Raw genomic sequence first — 15,333 nt, forward strand, 5'->3', positions numbered from 1 at the left:
CACGGGCACTCTCGGCCCGGGAGAGGACAACCATGATCCCCGCGTTGCGCCATGTCAGTCGGCATCTGGTGCGCTGGTCCCCCTGGGCCAAGCTCTGGCTGACCTTGTCCATCGACTTGGTCGCGCTGCCCCTGTGCGCCTTCGTGGCAGTGGCGCTCGGCCCCGGCGGCATCACGCAGGCCGTTGCGATCCCGTTGTGGATGTACGCGCTCGCCGGCCTGTTCACGCTCGCCCTGCTTGCCCTCGCCGACCTCTACCGCACCGTCGTGCGCTTCATCGACCGCGGCTCGGTCGCCAAGACCTGCATGACGCTGGTGGGCGCTGCAGTGCTGATGTACCTGGCGAGCGACGCCTTCCCCGAGACCGAAGCGCTGTCGTCGGCGCTCGTCATCTACTGGTTCGTCGCGCTCACCTACGTGATCGTCTCGCGCCTGCTCGCGCGCGCGGTGATCGAGGCAACGATCAAGCGCCGCCATGGGCCGCGCCGCAAGACGCTGATCTACGGCGCCGGCGAGGCGGGCGTGCAGCTCGCGCGCACCATGTCGATCAGCTCCGACTACGAGCCCGTCTGCTTCATCGACGACGCCCCCGCGCTGCAAGGCCGCATCGTCGCCGGGCTGCGGGTGCAGCCGCCCAGCAAGCTGCAGCATCTGGTGGACCGGCACCGCGTCGATCAGATCGTCGTCGCGATCCCGTCGGCGTCGGGCGCGCAGCGCCGGCAGCTGATCGAGCCGCTGGAGCGCCTGGGCGTGCCGGTCAAGGCGCTGCCTTCATTGACCGAGCTGGTCGACGGCGAGGTGTCCTTGGCCGACATCCGCGAGATCAACGAGTCCGACCTGCTCGGCCGCGAGCCGGTGCCCTGCGATCCGCAGCTGTTCGCGCGCAACCTGCGCGGGAAGTCCGTGATGGTCACCGGCGCCGGCGGCTCCATCGGCAGCGAGCTGTGCCGCCAGATCCTTTCGCAGCAGCCGGCCAAGCTGGTGCTGTTCGATCACTCGGAATTCGCGCTCTACACCATCGAGCAGGAGCTGCGCCACGCGAGCGACGAGGCTGGCTCCGCGGTCGAGCTGCTCGCCGTGCTCGGCTCGGTGCTCAACGAGGCACTGCTGCGCTCGGTGATGCAGGAGCACGGCGTGCAGACGGTCTACCACGCCGCCGCCTACAAGCACGTGCCGATCGTCGAGGCCAACGTGCGCCAGGGCGTGATGAACAACGTCTTCGGCACGCAGGCGGTGGCGCGCGCGGCGCGCGACAGCCGCGTCGAGACCTGCGTGCTGATCTCCACCGACAAGGCGGTGCGCCCGACCAACGTGATGGGCGCGTCCAAGCGCATCGCGGAGCTGGTGTTCCAGGGCGCCGCCGCCTCGACCGGCGCCGCCGGCGCGCCGTCGTCGACCGTCTATTCGATGGTCCGCTTCGGCAACGTGCTGGGCTCGTCGGGCTCCGTCGTGCCGCTGTTCAAGCGGCAGATCAAGGCCGGCGGGCCGATCACGATCACGCACCCGGACATCATTCGCTACTTCATGCTGATCCCGGAGGCCGCGCAGCTCGTCATCCAGGCCGGTGCGATGGCGCAGGGCGGCGAGGTCTTCGTGCTCGACATGGGCGAGCCGGTGCGCATCGCCGACCTGGCCCGCACGATGCTGCATCTGATGGGGCTGACCGAGTGCCACGAAGGGCAGCCCGACGGCGACATCGCGATCCGCTACGTGGGCCTGCGCCCCGGCGAGAAGCTGTTCGAGGAGCTGCTGATCGGCGACAACGTCCAGCCCAGCGACCACCCGCGGATCATGCGGGCGCGCGAACGCCACATCGAGCCGCTGCTCCTGGAGAAGATGCTGGGCTCGCTGCGCGCCGCCTGCGAGAAGCAGGACCACGACCAAGGCGACGATGCGGTGATGCGCCAGGTGCGCAACCTCGTGCCCGAGTACACCAGGCCCGAGCACGCGCCGGTCGTCTCGCGGCCGATGCCGCTGGCGGTGCTGCGCGAGCCCTCGGGCGGCTGATCCGCAAGCTCGACCGATCGCGACGATCGGTGCGCCGCTGCGCCGGCCGTCAAGCCGCCGCGGCGCCCTCCACCACCCGCAGCTCGTCCGCCCCCGGCACCGCGAGCACGACCAGCCCGGTGCGTTTGGCCAGCGCCATCGCGCGCTCGCGGGCTGCGCGGTCGGCGTCGGCCAGGGCGACGATCACGTGCGTCGCGCCGTCGATGGCTTCGGGACGTTCGATCCCCGCGATCGGCCCGGCCACCGGCACGCCGGCGATGCGGATGCCCTGCAGCTCCTCGCGGTCGTCGAACATGGCGATCACGTGCCAGCCGTGCCGTTGATGCAGCCCGGCCAGCACGCGCCGGCCGACTTCGCCGGCACCGAGCACGACCGCGTAGCGATGTTCGCCGCCGGACTCGCCGAGCATCGCGTGCGCGTGCTCCCACAGCAGGCGGAACACCATGCGCGCCATGCCGAGCGCGAGCAGGCTGAACAGCGGGTGCAGCACCAGCACCGCGCGCGGCACCGCCTCCAGCTTCGCGAGCAGGATCGCTGCGGCGCCGATCACGCCGGCGCTCAGGCAGGCCAGCGCGAGCCGCCGGAAGTCGTCGAAGGCGAAGAACTGCCACAGCGAGCGCCGCGCGCCCATCGCCGCGAGCGCGGCGAGGTAGACCAGCACCACGCCGACCGACACCGCGTCGTCGTAACTCGGCCGCGCCGGCTGCCAGCGTTCGAAGCCCATGCGGAACAGATAGGTCAGGTGCCAGCAGCCCAGCACCAGCAGCGCGTCGACCGCGTTGGCGACCAGGCCGCGGCGCGCATGCGCGGCCTCCAGCGCGCCGGCCACGCGCCTCCACAAGCGGGGGTGGTTCATGATGGTGCGGGCCTTTCGGAAGGGAAGCGGCGGCACGAACACCGTCCGCAGCGTGACGCCGACCAGCCGCAGGTCGGACGCGAGCGTCGCGCGGTCGAGGTAGTCGGCCGCGACGCGCAGCTTTTCGGGGGCGATCACTTCGATGTAGTGGCGCTCCGGGTGCTCCGCGCGCGAGAGCCACTCCGCCTCGTCGGCGAAGCGCAGCGAGGCCAGGTCGGTGAGGCCGGGCCGTGCACTCAGCACCCGCTCGCGCAACGCCGCAGGCCAGCGATCGACGTAGTGCGGCACCTCCGGACGCGGGCCCACCAGGCTCATCGTGCCGCGCAGCACGTCGATCAGCTGCGGCAGCTCGTCGAGCTTGTGCCGGCGCAGCACGCGCCCGACGCGGGTGATGCGCAAGTCGCCGGCCACGGTGATCAGCGGCCCGCGCGTCTCGGCGTCGGCGACCATCGTGCGGAACTTGAACATCCGGAAGCGCGCGCCGCCGCGGCCCACGCGCTCCTGCCGGAAGAACACCGGCCCGGGCGAATCGAGCTTCACCGCGAGCGCGATCAGGAACAAGGCCGGCGCCAGCAAGAGCAAGCCCGTGCCCGCGAGCAGCAGGTCCACCGCGCGCTTTCGCATGAAGGCCTTGTGCCGCGCGTCGAGAACGCCGGGTGCCGCGTCGCCCGTCGATGCGATCAGGCGCCGAACGCCGACCGCACCGCCTCGACGACCCGCTCGATGTCGGCCTCGCCCATCTTCGGGTAGACGGGCAGGCTCACCATCCGCTCGTAGGCGCGCTGGCTCTGCGGGAACTGCTCGGGCCGCAGCCGGTAGCGCTCGCGCCAGTAGGGCTGCAGGTGCAGCGGGATGTAGTGGACGCTGACGCCGATGCCGCGCTGGAAGAGATGCTCGACGAAGGCGTCGCGCTCGAGCTTCGCGTCGTCGGCCAGGCGCGCCACGTAGAGATGCCAGGCATGCACGTCGCCGGCCGGCGCGTCGGCCGGCAGCACGAGCGGCAGGTCGGCGAAGGCGGCGTGGTAGCGCGCGGCGATCGCCGCACGGCGCTGCTGGAAGGCGTCGGCGCGCTTGAGCTGGTGCAGGCCGATCGCCGCGGCGATGTCGGTCAGGTTGTACTTGTAGCCCGGGGCGACGACCTCGTAGTACCAGCTCGGCGTCTTCGCGGTGAAGCGGTCGAAGGCGTCGCGGCTGATGCCGTGCAGACGCATCACCTTCGCGCGGTGCGCCAGCTCGGCGTCGCGCGTCACGAGCATGCCGCCTTCGCCGGTCGTGATGTTCTTGTTGGCGTAGAAACTGAAGACCGCGGCGTCGCTCGCCAGCGTGCCGATCGCCCGGCCGCCGAAGGAGGTGGGCAGCGCGTGGGCCGCGTCCTCGATCACGTGCAGCTTGCGGCGCGCGGCGATGTCGAGCAGCCGCCCCATCGGCGCGGCCAGCCCGCCGAAGTGCACCGGCACGATCGCCTTGGTGCGGGCCGTGATCGCGGCCTCGACGGCGTCGGGGTCGAGCGTCATCGTCGCCGGGTCGATGTCGACCAGCACCACGTCCGCGCCGAGGTAGCGCACGACCTCGGCGGTCGCGGTGAAGGTGTGCGTCGTCGTGATGACCTCGTCGCCCGCGCCGACGCCAACCGCCTCGAGCGCGAGGTGCAGGCCGGCCGTCGCCGAGTTCACCGCGATGGCCTCGAGCGGCGCGGCGCCCGCGCCCGCCGGCTCCAGGTAGGCCGCGAAGTCCTGCTCGAAGCGCTTGGCCTTCATGCCGGTGGTGATCCAGCCCGAGCGCAGCGTGTCGACGACTTCGGCGATTTCGTCTTCGCCGATGTCGGGCTGCGCGAAGGGCAGGAAGCTGGGGCGGTCGCTGGGGTGCGTCACGATGGGCTCCTCCTGGATGTCACGACCGCGGCTGTGCGGCTCTCACGTTGCACGGCCCATGCCATGCGGATCCGAAGTACCGCGGCCAATGCCGTGATATTCAATCCCTAGCGTCTTCATCAACGCCGGGTCGAACACGTTGCGACCGTCGAACACCAGCGGCTCGCGCAGCCGGGTGCGGATCGCGTCGAAGTCGGGGCTGCGGAATTCCTTCCATTCGGTGACGACGATCAGCGCATCGGCGCCTTCGAGCGCCGCGGTGGCGTTCGTCGCGTATTCAAGCGCCGGATGGTCGGGCCGCTGCCGCTTGGCTTCGTCGATCGCCACCGGGTCGTAGGCGCACACGCGCGCGCCGGCGGCGGTGAGCGTGTCGATCAGCACGAGGCTCGGCGCCTCGCGCATGTCGTCGGTGCCGGGCTTGAAGGCCAGTCCCCAGACGGCGAAGCGCTTGCCCTTCAGGTCGCCGCCGTAGCGCGCGAGGATCTTTTCGCCGAGCAGCTTCTTCTGCCGCTGGTTGACCGCCTCGACGGCCTTCAGGAGCAAGGGCTCCTGCCCCACCTCGCCGGCCGACTTGACCAGCGCTTTCACGTCCTTCGGGAAGCAGGCGCCGCCGTAGCCGATGCCGGCGTAGAGGAATTGCGTGCCGATGCGCGGGTCGCTGCCGATCCCCAGGCGCACCTGCTCGATGTCGGCGCCCAGCGCCTCGGCGACGCGCGCCAGTTCGTTCATGAAGCTGATGCGCGTCGCGAGCATCGCGTTGGCCGCGTACTTCGCGAGCTCCGCGCTCTTGATGTCCATCAGCAGCACGCGGTCGCGGTTGCGCACGTAGGGCGCGTAGAGCGCGCGCATCAGCAGGATCGCGCGCTCGTCGTCGGCCCCGATCACCACGCGGTCGGGCCGCATGAAGTCGTTGACCGCCGCGCCTTCCTTCAGGAATTCCGGGTTGCTGACGACCGCGAAGTCGAGCTTCACGCCGCGCCGGGCGAGCGCCTCGGCCACCACCTTCTCCACCTGCGCCGCGGTGCCGACCGGCACGGTGCTCTTGTCGATCACGACCTTGTAGTCGGTCATGCGCTCGCCGATCGCGCGTGCCGCGGCCAGCACGTACTGCAGGTCCGCCGAGCCGTCCTCGTCGGGGGGCGTGCCGACCGCGATGAACTGCAGCGTGCCGTGCGCCACCGCGCGGTCGACGTCGGTGGTGAAAGCCAGCCGCCCGGCCTTGGCGTTGCGCTCGACGATGTCGTCCAGCCCCGGCTCGTAGATCGGCATGCCGCCGGCGTTGAGCGTCTCGATCTTTTTCGCGTCCACGTCGAGGCAGACGACGTGGTTGCCCATCTCGGCGAGGCAGGCGCCGGTGACGAGGCCGACGTAGCCGGTGCCGATCACGGTGATCTTCATAAGTGCGTTCCTTGGTTCTCGAATGACTTGGTGAGCCACCACAGCCGGTGCGTGTGCAGCGGCGGCAGCAGGCCGGACAACGGAGCGAGCAGCCGGGGCGAAAGACGTGCCAGCCGGCGCGCGACGGGCGGTGCGAGCGTCAGCCGGCGCCCGCGGACGGCGGCGGCCTGCGGGAACAACGCGAGCAACTGCGCGTGCCGCAGCGCCCGTACCGAGGGATTCGCCGGATTGTCCACGGCGAAGTCGTAGACAAGCACGCCGCCGCCGCAGCGCACACCCTGCCAGACGGCCGCGGCGAGCGCGTGACGCGCCGCGTCGTCGAGGACCGAGCTGAACACGGTGAAGGCGAGCACCGCGTCGACGCTTGCGGGCGCGATGCCCTGCCGGCTGGCATCGGCGCATGCGATGTGCACCGCGGCGGGGAGCCGGGCACGCGCGGCGTCGGCGCGCTCGGGCAGCAGTTCGATGCCGGCGACGCGCACCGGCTCGGCGCCGAGCCGCAGCAGGTCGAGCAGGTTGCCGCCGGCGCCGCAGCCCACTTCGAGCAGATCGCGCCCGGCCAGGTCGTGCCAGCCGTGCTGCCGCCACAGGTCCAGCATCGCGCGCTGGCGCTCCTGGTGCGCCTGCAGCGCGGCGGCGTCGAACAGGCTGTAGCGGCGCGCGTCGACGTCCGCGTCGCGCGCGGCGTAACGGGCCGCGATGGCCGCGGCTTCGTCGGGCGCAGCGTCGCCGCTCATGGCCGCTCCCAACAGGCTGCGGCCGGCCCCCCCGACGGGGAACTCGCGCTCCGGCGAGCTTGGCCGCTCACCGGCTGAGCCTCGCATCGGCCGGCGCGCCTCGGCGAGCGCGCAGCAGGCCGGGCACGCCCTGCCACAGGCCGATGCCGTAGCCGAGCTGCATCGTCGCGATCACCGCCGGCAGGTCGCCCGCGACCTCTCCGCGCGGGCGGGGCAGCGTGCGGGCGATCACCGCGGTCGCGGCGATCAGGTACAGCGCGTAGCTGCCCAGCAGCAGGCCGAAGGCGAGCTGCACCCAGGCCGCCGTTTCGAGCGGGAGCCAGGGGCTCGAGGCGGTCGCGAGGCCGAGCACGGCCAGCGCGCCGACCAGCGCCCCCGGCGCGAACGGCCGCCACGATCCGGCCCGGCGGTGCTTGGCCCAGACCGCCGGCTTCCAGGCGCCGTACTGGCGCTGCTGCTCGAACAGCCGGCCGAGGCTCGCGCGCGGGCGGTAGCTCGAGCGCGCCGACGGCGTCTGCCAGACCAGCTCGCCGGCCTTCACGAGGCGCAGGTTGTGTTCGTCGTCCTGGTTGCGCACGAGCGTCTCGTCGAAGCCGCCGTGGCGCGCGAACACGCCGCGCGGCCAGCAGCCCAGGTAGACGGTGTCGACCGGGCCTTCGTAGGCCAGGTCGCGCGAGCGCGCGCCGCCGGCGACCCAGCGGCTCTGGAAGGCCGCGGCGATCGCGCGCTCCATCGCGCCTTCGCCTTCGGCGCGCCACGGCCCGCCGACGTTCGCAGCCCCGCTGGCCTGCAGCGCCGCGAGGCAGGCCGCGAGGTAGTCGTCGGCGTAGGTCGTGTGCACGTCCATCCGGGCGATCACTTCGCCGCGCGCGCGCGCGATGCAGGCATTGAGGCCGGTCGAGACGATGCGCCCGGGGTTGTCGATCACGACGAAGCGCGCATCGGCCGCTGCGCGCGCGTCCAGCTTCGCGCGGGTGCCGTCGTCGCTTTCGCCGTCGGCGATCAGCACCTCGAGCCCGATGCCTGCCGGCAGGCGCTGCGCCGCGACCGCCTCGCAGAAGGCGTCGACGTGCGCCGCCTCGTTGCGGCAAGGCACGATGACGCTGATCCGGGTGACGCGCGCCTCCATCACGCCGCCGGCCTCGCCGCGGGGCGCGGCGCGTGCAGGCGCAGCGATTCGTACAAGGTCGCCATCCGGTCCATCTGCAGGCGCCGCGAGCCGAGGCGCACGACGAGCTCGCGGTTGCGCTTGCCCTGCGCCTTGGCCAACGCATCGTCGTCGTGCAGCCGGATCAGCGCCTGCGCGAGCGCGTGCTCGTCGCCGGCGCGCACCAGCAGCCCGCTGGTCGCGTCGAGCCACTGGCGGTTCGCCGGCAGGTCGCTGGCGACCACCGGCAGGCCGCAAGCCATGCTCTCGAGCAGCGCGACCGAGGTCGCGTCGCTCTCGGGCACGCTGACCGACACCCGCGAGCGCTGCAGCATCGAGATCATCGAAGCGTCGCCCACCGCGCCGAGGAAGCGCGCCGATTCGCCCAGGCCGAGCTGCGCGGCCAGCGCCTTCAGCGCGGCTTCCTGCGAGCCGCCGCCCATCAGGTGCAGCACCGCGCCGGCTTGCGGCCGCTCGCGGCGCAGCGTCGCGAAGGCGCGCAGCACGGTGTCGATGCGGTAGTGCGGCTCCCAGGCGCGCAGGCTGGCGATCTCGAAGCCGGCCACCGGGCTCGCCGGGCCGGCCGGCCGGAAGCGCTCGGTGTCGGCGCCGAAGACGATCTCCTCGAAGCGCGGCACGGCGCCTCGGCGGCGGGCGGCGTCGCCGCCGGCACGCCTGCGGGCTTCGTCCCCGCCCGCACGCCTGCGAGCTTCGTCCAGCAGCACCTGCGCATCGGCCGTCACCAGCGCCGCGCGCGCCAAGCTCCAGTTCACCAGCGCCGACATCGCCGCGCCGCGCCAGCCGGCTTCGCGCGGCGTGACGAGCAGATCCGAGCCCCAGGCCGTCAGCACGATCGGCACCTCGGGCGCGAGCCCGCTGGCCGCGGCCCACAAGCCGTAGCCGGTGACGTAGTGGCCGTGCACCCACTGCGGCGCGAGCCGCTTCGCATGACGCCGCACCTGCGCGAGGCCGGTGAACCAGCCGGCGAGGCCGCCGCCGGGCGCGATCGTGACGACCTCGCTCGCGCCAGGCACGACCGCTTCGCGCCGGGTGAGCACCACGCAGTCGAAGCCGCGCGCGGCCATCTCGCGCACCCAGCGCTGGGTGTGGACGTTGCGCGCGTCGGCGCAGATCAGGATGCGGCCGCGCCGGGCGGCGGCGCCCGTGGTCGCCGCGCCGGCGAGATTGGCGGGGCTGCGCTTCATCGCGGGGCCGCGGCGACCCAGTCGTCGTAGGCGGCCCGCGTCGCGGCATCGATGCCGTTCGCGCGTTCCAGCCAAGCGCGGTCGCGCTCGCGCACGTCGCCGACGACACGCGCCGGCTGCCCCTCGACCACCGCGAAGTCCGGCACCTCGCCGCGCACGAAGCTGTAGGCGCGCACCACCACGCCGCGGCCGATGCGCGTGCCGGGCGCGATCACGCAGTGCGGGCCGACGAAGCTCCATTCGCCGATCGCCACCGGCGCGCTCTGCAGCCCGGCGGGCGCCGCATGGCCCCAGTAGCGCTCGCGTTCCAGGCGCAGCGCGCGGTGGCTCGAATGCGTCAGCACCGAGCAGTGGTTGGTGATCTGGCAGCCGGTGCCGATCGCGAGGCCGCCGGAGGCGTCGATGAAATTGAAGTGGCCGATGTAGACGTGATCGCCGATCGCGAGCTTCTCGGGCGCCTCGAGTTGCGTGTGGCTGCCGATGCGGCTGTGCGCGCGCCAGACGCCGTCGGCGCTGTGCAGGCCGTAGCGCATGCGCGGCGCGAGCGCGCGGGCCCATGTGCGCGCGAGGAAGGACCGGAGGTTCGGCATCGCGGCGGATTCTCACGCGGCGACCAGCGCGCGCCAGCGCAGGCCGGCCGCGCGCAGGAAGCTGCGCAGCCCGACGGCGATCGCGATCGCGTAGCCGATCGACGTCGCCGCCGCCGCGCCGGCGATGCCGAAGCGCGGCACCGCGAACCAGGCGATCCCGAGCGTCAGCGCGAGCGACAAGCCGGCGATCGCGGCGGACCACTGCGGGCGGCCGCGATGGTTGGTGTAGTAGGCCGACAGGCTGGACGCCGCCGCGTAGGCGGCGACGCCGGGAAGCAGCAGCATCAAGGGCAGCAGGGCGCCGGCGTAGTCGGCACCGAGCACCGCCGGCACCGCCCAGCGGGCCGCGCCGTACAGCAGCGGCGCGGCCAGCAGCGTCGCGCCGAGGTTGATGCGCACCGCCGCCAGCGTGGTGCGCGCGGCGGCGGCCTCGCCCTGCGCACCGATGCGGTGGTAGGCCGAGATCGTCACCGCCGACGACAGCAGCCACAGCAGCTCGGCCACCTGCACCGCGATCGAATAGACCCCCGCCGACGCAAGCCCGGCTTCGCGCTCGATGATGAACAGCGTCGCGCGGTAGTTCAGCAAGCTGATGAAGTTGGTGAGCGCGACGGTCGCGACGAAGCGCAGCGCGCTTTCGCCGGCCGGCTGCGGCGCGGCCGCCGCGGGCGGTGCGGCCCGCGCGTCGCGCCAGGCGAAGCCCGCGCTCGCGACGCCGACGACCGACTTCGCCGCGACCCACACGACCAGCACCACCGCGAGCGCCGCGCCCGCGTCGACCAGCAGCAACCCGCCGAGCACCAGCGCCGGCGCGGCGACCTGCGGCAGGTTCAGCGCGAGCATGCGGCCCTGGCCGAGCCAGAGGCCGGAGGCGGTCGGCGCGAGCAGCAGGAAAGGCGCGGCGAGCGCGAGCAGGCCGAGCTGCCGGTAGGGCTCGCCTTCGGCCGACGCGGCCCAGGCCGCCAGCCCGAGCGCCGCGACCACGCCTGCCGCGAGCGCCGCAGCGAGCAGGCGCGCGAGCCACGGCGCCGGCGGCGCGCGCCGATGCGAGACCTCGCGCGCGAGCAGCAGCCCGAGCCCCGAGCACAGCGTCAGCAGCGCCGCCTCGACCGCGACGAACAGCGCGAACGCGCCTTGCACCTGCGGCCCGCGCCGTGCGACCAGCACGACGATCGCGAGCCCCAGCAGCACCGCGAGCACGCGCGCCGCGAGGTTGACCGCCGCGCCGCGCGAGAGCGACCGCAAGCCCGCGGCCGGCGGCTCGGGCGCATCGGCACCAGCGTCGTTCGAAAGGGGCAGGCTCAAGCGGCCGATTGTGTCCAAGCGCCTCGCCGCGGCGCTTGCCCGACGGTCGGCTCCCTAGAATCGCGCCTCCGCGAAACGGCGCCCGGCCGGGTTCGCGTCGCCAGCAGGAAGCCCCGTTCATGACCGCCGTTGCGCCCTCGACACCGATCGACGAGAACCCGCTGATCGCCGAGCGGCGCGAGAAGCTGGCGGCGCTGCGCGCGAAAGCAGCCGGCGGCGTCGCCTTCCCCAACGACTTCCGCCCGCGCGATCACGCGGCTGACCTGCACCGGCTGCACGAGGGCAAGGCGAACGAGGAGCTCGAGCCGCAGGCGGTCGTCGCCTGCGTCGGCGGGCGGATGATGTTGAAGCGCGTGATGGGCAAGGCCTGCTTCGCGACCGTGCAGGACGGCTCGGGCCGCATCCAGCTCTACGTCACGGCCGATGCGGTGGGTGCCGAGACGCTGGCCGACTTCAAGCACTGGGACCTGGGCGACATCGTCGGCGCCGAAGGCACGCTGTTCAAGACGCGCACCGGCGAGCTGTCGATCAAGGTCACCGCGATCCGGCTGCTGACCAAGAGCCTGCGCCCGCTGCCCGACAAGTTCCACGGCATGGCCGACCAGGAGCTGAAGTACCGGCAGCGCTATGTCGATCTGATCGTCGACGACGCTTCGCGCGAACGCTTCCGCGCGCGCAGCAAGGCGGTCAGCTCGATCCGGCAGTTCATGGTCGAGCACGGCTTCCTCGAGGTGGAGACGCCGATGCTCCACCCGATCCCCGGCGGCGCGAACGCGAAGCCCTTCACCACCCACCACAACGCGCTCGACCAGGCGATGTACCTGCGCATCGCGCCCGAGCTGTACCTGAAGCGGCTGGTCGTCGGCGGCTTCGAGCGGGTGTTCGAGATCAACCGCAACTTCCGCAACGAGGGCGTGAGCGTTCGCCACAACCCCGAGTTCACGATGATGGAGTTCTACGCGGCGTGGTGGAGCCATCACGAGGTGATGGACTACACCGAGGCCGTGATCCGCCACGCGGCGCGCAAGGCGGTGGGCACGGCGCAGCTGAGCTACGGCGGCGAGCCGGTCGACCTGGAGGCGCCGTTCGCGCGGCTGTCGGTTCGGCAGTCGCTGGTGGTGCATGCGGGCCTGAGCGAAGCCGAGGCCGGCGATGCCGCGGTGCTGCGCGCGAAGCTCGGCGCGCTGAACGTCGAGGCGCCGGCGCGCTGGAGCCTGGCCGAGCTGCAGTTCGCGCTGTTCGAGGCCGCGGTCGAGGCCAAGCTGTGGCAGCCGACGTTCATCGTCGACTACCCGGTCGAGGTGTCGCCGCTCGCGCGCGCGTCGGACGCCGACCCGTCGATCACCGAGCGCTTCGAGCTCTTCATCACCGGCCGCGAGTTCGGCAACGGCTTCTCGGAGCTGAACGACCCCGAGGACCAGGCCGCGCGCTTCCAGGCCCAGGCGAAGAACAAGGAAGCCGGCGACGAGGAGGCGATGTACTTCGACGCCGACTACGTGCGCGCGCTCGAGTACGGCATGCCGCCCACCGGCGGCTGCGGCATCGGCATCGACCGGCTGATGATGCTGCTGACCGACGCGCCCAACATCCGCGACGTCATCCTCTTTCCGGCGCTGCGGCACGAGGGCTAGCGCCTGGGGCCGGCCTCTCCCGCGTGGCCGGCGCGCAAGGTCATCTTCGGTCGCTGCCGGCGGGCCGCCGAGCCGATCGCCTCGGCATGCCCGAGTCGATCAGCGCTTGGGCAAGATCTTGACGGGCACGGCTTTCTCGTCAGGCATCGTGACGATCAACGCGGGCATCTTGTCGCTTCGCGCCACCGAGCTGACGTCCAGGAACACCTCGCCGCCACCGGCCTTGCGCAGGTCACCCAGCCGCATCGACACCACGACGTACTCCGGCCCTTGCGCGTAGGCGGTCGCGCCGGACTTGCCGTTCGGGCCAGCCATGACGTTGAGCGTGGGTTGCTGCAGATCGGTCGCCCTCATGTCCACGGGGTGGAACCGTGCCCCTCGGTCCGTCAAGACAGCGTGACGCGCCTGCGGTCCAAGCTGGGCAAGCGTGACGGGATCCTTGAGCACCGGGTTGTCCACGACAGCGAGGTGGTTGGCGATGCGCGCGCAGGAGTTGGGATTGCCGCGAATTCGCGAGCCCTTGACCCACTGCTTCTCGGTGGTCCGGTAAAGCAAGGTGTCGTCGGTCAGGCCGAATTGCTGCACCGGGTCATGCACCGCCAGGAACGCAGCACGGTCCTCCGGCGACAAAGCGTTCACGGACGTGAACTTTCGGCCATCGGCGAGTACGTAGGCCGGTGCGGCAGGCGCGGAGTCCGACCGCGTTTGTTGCGCACTCGAGGACGTCGGGCCCGTGCCGATGCGACTGGAAGGCCCAGCGTCCCGCGGGGCGGGCACGCTCTGGTGAGCGGCCGCTTCGAACGCAGGCCACAGGTCCGACGGCATGCGCGTCGCTTGTCGCGGGGCAACCTGAGGTTTTGCCTCGACGGTATCGAACGTGGGCCACACATCCGAAGGCAGGCGCCTGGGCTGCGCCGGGAGTTCGGTCGGCGTCGGATCCCTATCGTCGGCCGCGCCTGCAGGCGAGTCGCGGCGGTCGAGGGCACGCCGCGGCGGCGCCTCCTCGCGCATGAGCACAGGACCGGCTCGCGTCTTCACTGCAGGGCGCCGGTCGTTCGACTCGGTGCCGCGCTCCTCGTCCACCTCCGGAATGCTCGCCAGCGCGCCAGGTTGGAAGACGGGCGGCCGCACGGGTACGCGTTGCGGAAGGACGGGCGCCTCTCGCGATGGGAGGGCCCGTGGGGCGTCGTCGGAGCGAGCGACGACGCCCTGGCGAGGCGTCGGCATCCCGATCAGGTCGTTCGAGCGGTCGCGCGTCCCGACCGGGAGGCCCGACGGGCGGTCGCTTCCGGTCGAGCGTTCTCCGTGGCGCAGGCGCGATCCCCGTGCCGCTGGCGAAACGAACGAACTCTTTAGCGTCATGCCGAGCCTGCCAGGAACTTCCCGAGCCGGCAGTTTCGGCATGCAAGGTCGATGGAAAAGCTGCATGGCGAAGCTGCGCGGCAGATTGCGAAGCCGAAGCCCCGTGCGTCCGCCGGGTCGCGTCGGCCCCCAGCGCAGCCGGCGTCGGCGGGTACTGTCCGACGAAGCGGCGAAACTGCGACGGGGTCGCAAGCCGGCTTCGCACGAGGACGCTCATCCATGCCCAGACTGCGCTTCACCGTCGGCATCCCGACCTTCAACCAGGCGGCCTACATCGGCCGCACCATCGATTCGCTGCTCGCGCAGAGGCGCCCGCCCGACGAGATCGTCGTCTCCGATCACTTCAGCACCGACCACACCCGCGACGTGCTCGCCGGCTACGGCAGCCGCATCCGCGTCACGCAGCCGCCGGCCGGCTGCGACGTGACCACCCAGTACAGCCACACGCTGGCCAGCCAGAGCGGCGACTGGATCACGCTGCTGTCCAGCGACGACATCGCCCTGCCGAACTTCTGCGAGGTGCTCGAGCGCGGCGCGCTCTCGAGCGAACGCGCGGTGGTCGTGCGCGCCGGCTGGCAGGAGATCGACGCCGAGGGCCGGCTGCTGCGCAAGCAGTTCATGCTCGGCGTTCCGCGCGAGGAAGAGGCGCCTGCGACCGTGCTCGCGCAGCGCCACGGCCCGAAGGTCAGCTTCGCGGCCTTCGCGATCCGCAAGTCGGCCTACGACCGCATCGCCCCGATCCATCCGATGGAGTCCTGCGTCGAGCGCGCGCTGTGGCTGCAGCTCGCGCCGCTGGGCAGCTTCGTCTACGAGCCGGAGCTCGTCAGCGGCTACCGGGTCGATCACGAGGGCGACAAGTTCCGCACCCGGCTGGGCCCCTGGGTGCGCGACGAGATGCGCATCTTCTACGAGGTGCTGCCGGAGGCGGCGCGCAAGGTGGGACTCGCCGATCTGGCGTGGATCGACGCGGCGAGCCGCCACAACTTCGTCGTCTACCTGGCCGCCGCCTGCGAGCGCTACGCGGCGGGCGAGCGCGAGTCGCTGCTGCCGCTGCTTGCGGAATGGGCGAGGCGCACCGGTCAGCAGGCGCTGCTCGCGCAGTTCGCCGACGGCGCCACGATCAAGCGGCCCGTCACGCTGGCCGAGCGGACGAAGCGCCTCGTGCGCCCGCTCGCGCAGTCGGTGCACGCGCTGCTGCATCGCTGAGCCGAAAGCGCGCCGCGCC

Annotated in this window: 12 protein-coding genes and 1 pseudogene; 3 read left to right on the plus strand and 10 right to left on the minus strand. The window is 72.2% G+C overall.

Annotation, left to right across the window (positions count from 1 at the left end; all coding sequences use genetic code 11):
• Nucleotides 1-32: 32 nt before the first annotated feature.
• Nucleotides 33-2,006 carry a polysaccharide biosynthesis protein gene (locus VFR90_RS16560; protein ID WP_326407265.1) on the plus strand — a complete coding sequence of 658 codons (1,974 nt, stop codon included), beginning with the start codon at nt 33-35 and terminating at the stop codon, nt 2,004-2,006.
• 49 nt (nt 2,007-2,055) lie between these two features.
• On the opposite strand, the gene VFR90_RS16565 is transcribed toward VFR90_RS16560, so the two are convergent.
• The 9 genes and pseudogenes from VFR90_RS16565 to VFR90_RS16605 all read right to left on the minus strand — a co-directional run bounded on the left by VFR90_RS16565 (nt 2,056) and on the right by VFR90_RS16605 (nt 11,115).
• Nucleotides 2,056-2,862, minus strand: coding sequence for a nucleoside-diphosphate sugar epimerase/dehydratase (locus tag VFR90_RS16565; protein ID WP_326407301.1), 807 nt, complete (start codon nt 2,860-2,862; stop codon nt 2,056-2,058).
• Nucleotides 2,863-2,901: 39 nt separating this feature from the next.
• Nucleotides 2,902-3,486, minus strand: a pseudogene (locus VFR90_RS16570) (sugar transferase); the annotation flags it as partial.
• A 56-nt stretch (nt 3,487-3,542) separates the two neighbouring features.
• Entirely contained in the window at nt 3,543-4,733 is a 1,191-nt protein-coding gene (locus VFR90_RS16575; RefSeq protein ID WP_326407266.1) for a DegT/DnrJ/EryC1/StrS family aminotransferase, read from the minus strand.
• Between the two features lie 42 nt (nt 4,734-4,775).
• On the minus strand, nt 4,776-6,131 hold the full coding sequence (locus VFR90_RS16580) for a UDP-glucose dehydrogenase family protein (protein ID WP_326407267.1): 1,356 nt from the start codon (nt 6,129-6,131) through the stop codon (nt 4,776-4,778).
• Nucleotides 6,128-6,868 carry a methyltransferase domain-containing protein gene (locus VFR90_RS16585; protein ID WP_326407268.1) on the minus strand — a complete coding sequence of 247 codons (741 nt, stop codon included), beginning with the start codon at nt 6,866-6,868 and terminating at the stop codon, nt 6,128-6,130. Before VFR90_RS16585 ends, VFR90_RS16580 begins: the two co-directional genes overlap by 4 nt.
• 67 nt (nt 6,869-6,935) lie before the next feature.
• Nucleotides 6,936-7,997 carry a glycosyltransferase family 2 protein gene (locus tag VFR90_RS16590; RefSeq protein WP_326407269.1) on the minus strand — a complete coding sequence of 354 codons (1,062 nt, stop codon included), beginning with the start codon at nt 7,995-7,997 and terminating at the stop codon, nt 6,936-6,938.
• The gene (locus VFR90_RS16595; RefSeq protein WP_326407270.1) at nt 7,997-9,220 is read right to left on the minus strand and encodes a glycosyltransferase; all 1,224 of its coding nucleotides are present in this window, start codon (nt 9,218-9,220) and stop codon (nt 7,997-7,999) included. The genes VFR90_RS16590 and VFR90_RS16595 overlap by 1 nt, the downstream gene beginning before the upstream one ends.
• The gene (locus VFR90_RS16600; RefSeq protein WP_326407271.1) at nt 9,217-9,810 is read right to left on the minus strand and encodes an acyltransferase; all 594 of its coding nucleotides are present in this window, start codon (nt 9,808-9,810) and stop codon (nt 9,217-9,219) included. Before VFR90_RS16600 ends, VFR90_RS16595 begins: the two co-directional genes overlap by 4 nt.
• A 12-nt stretch (nt 9,811-9,822) precedes the next feature.
• The gene (locus VFR90_RS16605; RefSeq protein WP_326407272.1) at nt 9,823-11,115 is read right to left on the minus strand and encodes a lipopolysaccharide biosynthesis protein; all 1,293 of its coding nucleotides are present in this window, start codon (nt 11,113-11,115) and stop codon (nt 9,823-9,825) included.
• Nucleotides 11,116-11,234: 119 nt separating this feature from the next.
• Here VFR90_RS16605 and lysS point away from each other — a divergent pair, with 119 nt between their 5' ends.
• Nucleotides 11,235-12,746, plus strand: coding sequence for a lysine--tRNA ligase (gene lysS / locus VFR90_RS16610; protein ID WP_326407273.1), 1,512 nt, complete (start codon nt 11,235-11,237; stop codon nt 12,744-12,746).
• Between the two features lie 99 nt (nt 12,747-12,845).
• Here lysS and VFR90_RS16615 read toward each other — a convergent pair whose 3' ends face one another.
• On the minus strand, nt 12,846-14,174 hold the full coding sequence (locus VFR90_RS16615; protein WP_326407274.1) for an AvrPphF family type III effector: 1,329 nt from the start codon (nt 14,172-14,174) through the stop codon (nt 12,846-12,848).
• 153 nt (nt 14,175-14,327) lie between these two features.
• Here VFR90_RS16615 and VFR90_RS16620 point away from each other — a divergent pair, with 153 nt between their 5' ends.
• The gene (locus tag VFR90_RS16620) at nt 14,328-15,314 is read left to right on the plus strand and encodes a glycosyltransferase family 2 protein (protein ID WP_326407275.1); all 987 of its coding nucleotides are present in this window, start codon (nt 14,328-14,330) and stop codon (nt 15,312-15,314) included.
• Nucleotides 15,315-15,333 lie beyond the last annotated feature (19 nt).

The sequence above is a fragment of the Methylibium sp. genome (genome assembly GCF_035762065.1).
Lineage (GTDB): Bacteria > Pseudomonadota > Gammaproteobacteria > Burkholderiales > Burkholderiaceae_C > Methylibium.

What these genes read in the sequence shown, in the direction of transcription:
- VFR90_RS16600 (WP_326407271.1), bottom strand. Translation starts at nt 9,810, where the DNA reads ATGCCGAACCTCCGGTCCTTCCTCGCGCGCACATGGGCCCGCGCGCTC.
- VFR90_RS16615 (WP_326407274.1), bottom strand. Translation starts at nt 14,174, where the DNA reads ATGCAGCTTTTCCATCGACCTTGCATGCCGAAACTGCCGGCTCGGGAA.
- VFR90_RS16595 (WP_326407270.1), bottom strand. Translation starts at nt 9,220, where the DNA reads ATGAAGCGCAGCCCCGCCAATCTCGCCGGCGCGGCGACCACGGGCGCC.
- VFR90_RS16565 (WP_326407301.1), bottom strand. Translation starts at nt 2,862, where the DNA reads ATGAACCACCCCCGCTTGTGGAGGCGCGTGGCCGGCGCGCTGGAGGCC.
- VFR90_RS16580 (WP_326407267.1), bottom strand. Translation starts at nt 6,131, where the DNA reads ATGAAGATCACCGTGATCGGCACCGGCTACGTCGGCCTCGTCACCGGC.
- VFR90_RS16620 (WP_326407275.1), top strand. Translation starts at nt 14,328, where the DNA reads ATGCCCAGACTGCGCTTCACCGTCGGCATCCCGACCTTCAACCAGGCG.
- VFR90_RS16590 (WP_326407269.1), bottom strand. Translation starts at nt 7,997, where the DNA reads ATGGAGGCGCGCGTCACCCGGATCAGCGTCATCGTGCCTTGCCGCAAC.
- VFR90_RS16560 (WP_326407265.1), top strand. Translation starts at nt 33, where the DNA reads ATGATCCCCGCGTTGCGCCATGTCAGTCGGCATCTGGTGCGCTGGTCC.
- lysS (WP_326407273.1), top strand. Translation starts at nt 11,235, where the DNA reads ATGACCGCCGTTGCGCCCTCGACACCGATCGACGAGAACCCGCTGATC.
- VFR90_RS16585 (WP_326407268.1), bottom strand. Translation starts at nt 6,868, where the DNA reads ATGAGCGGCGACGCTGCGCCCGACGAAGCCGCGGCCATCGCGGCCCGT.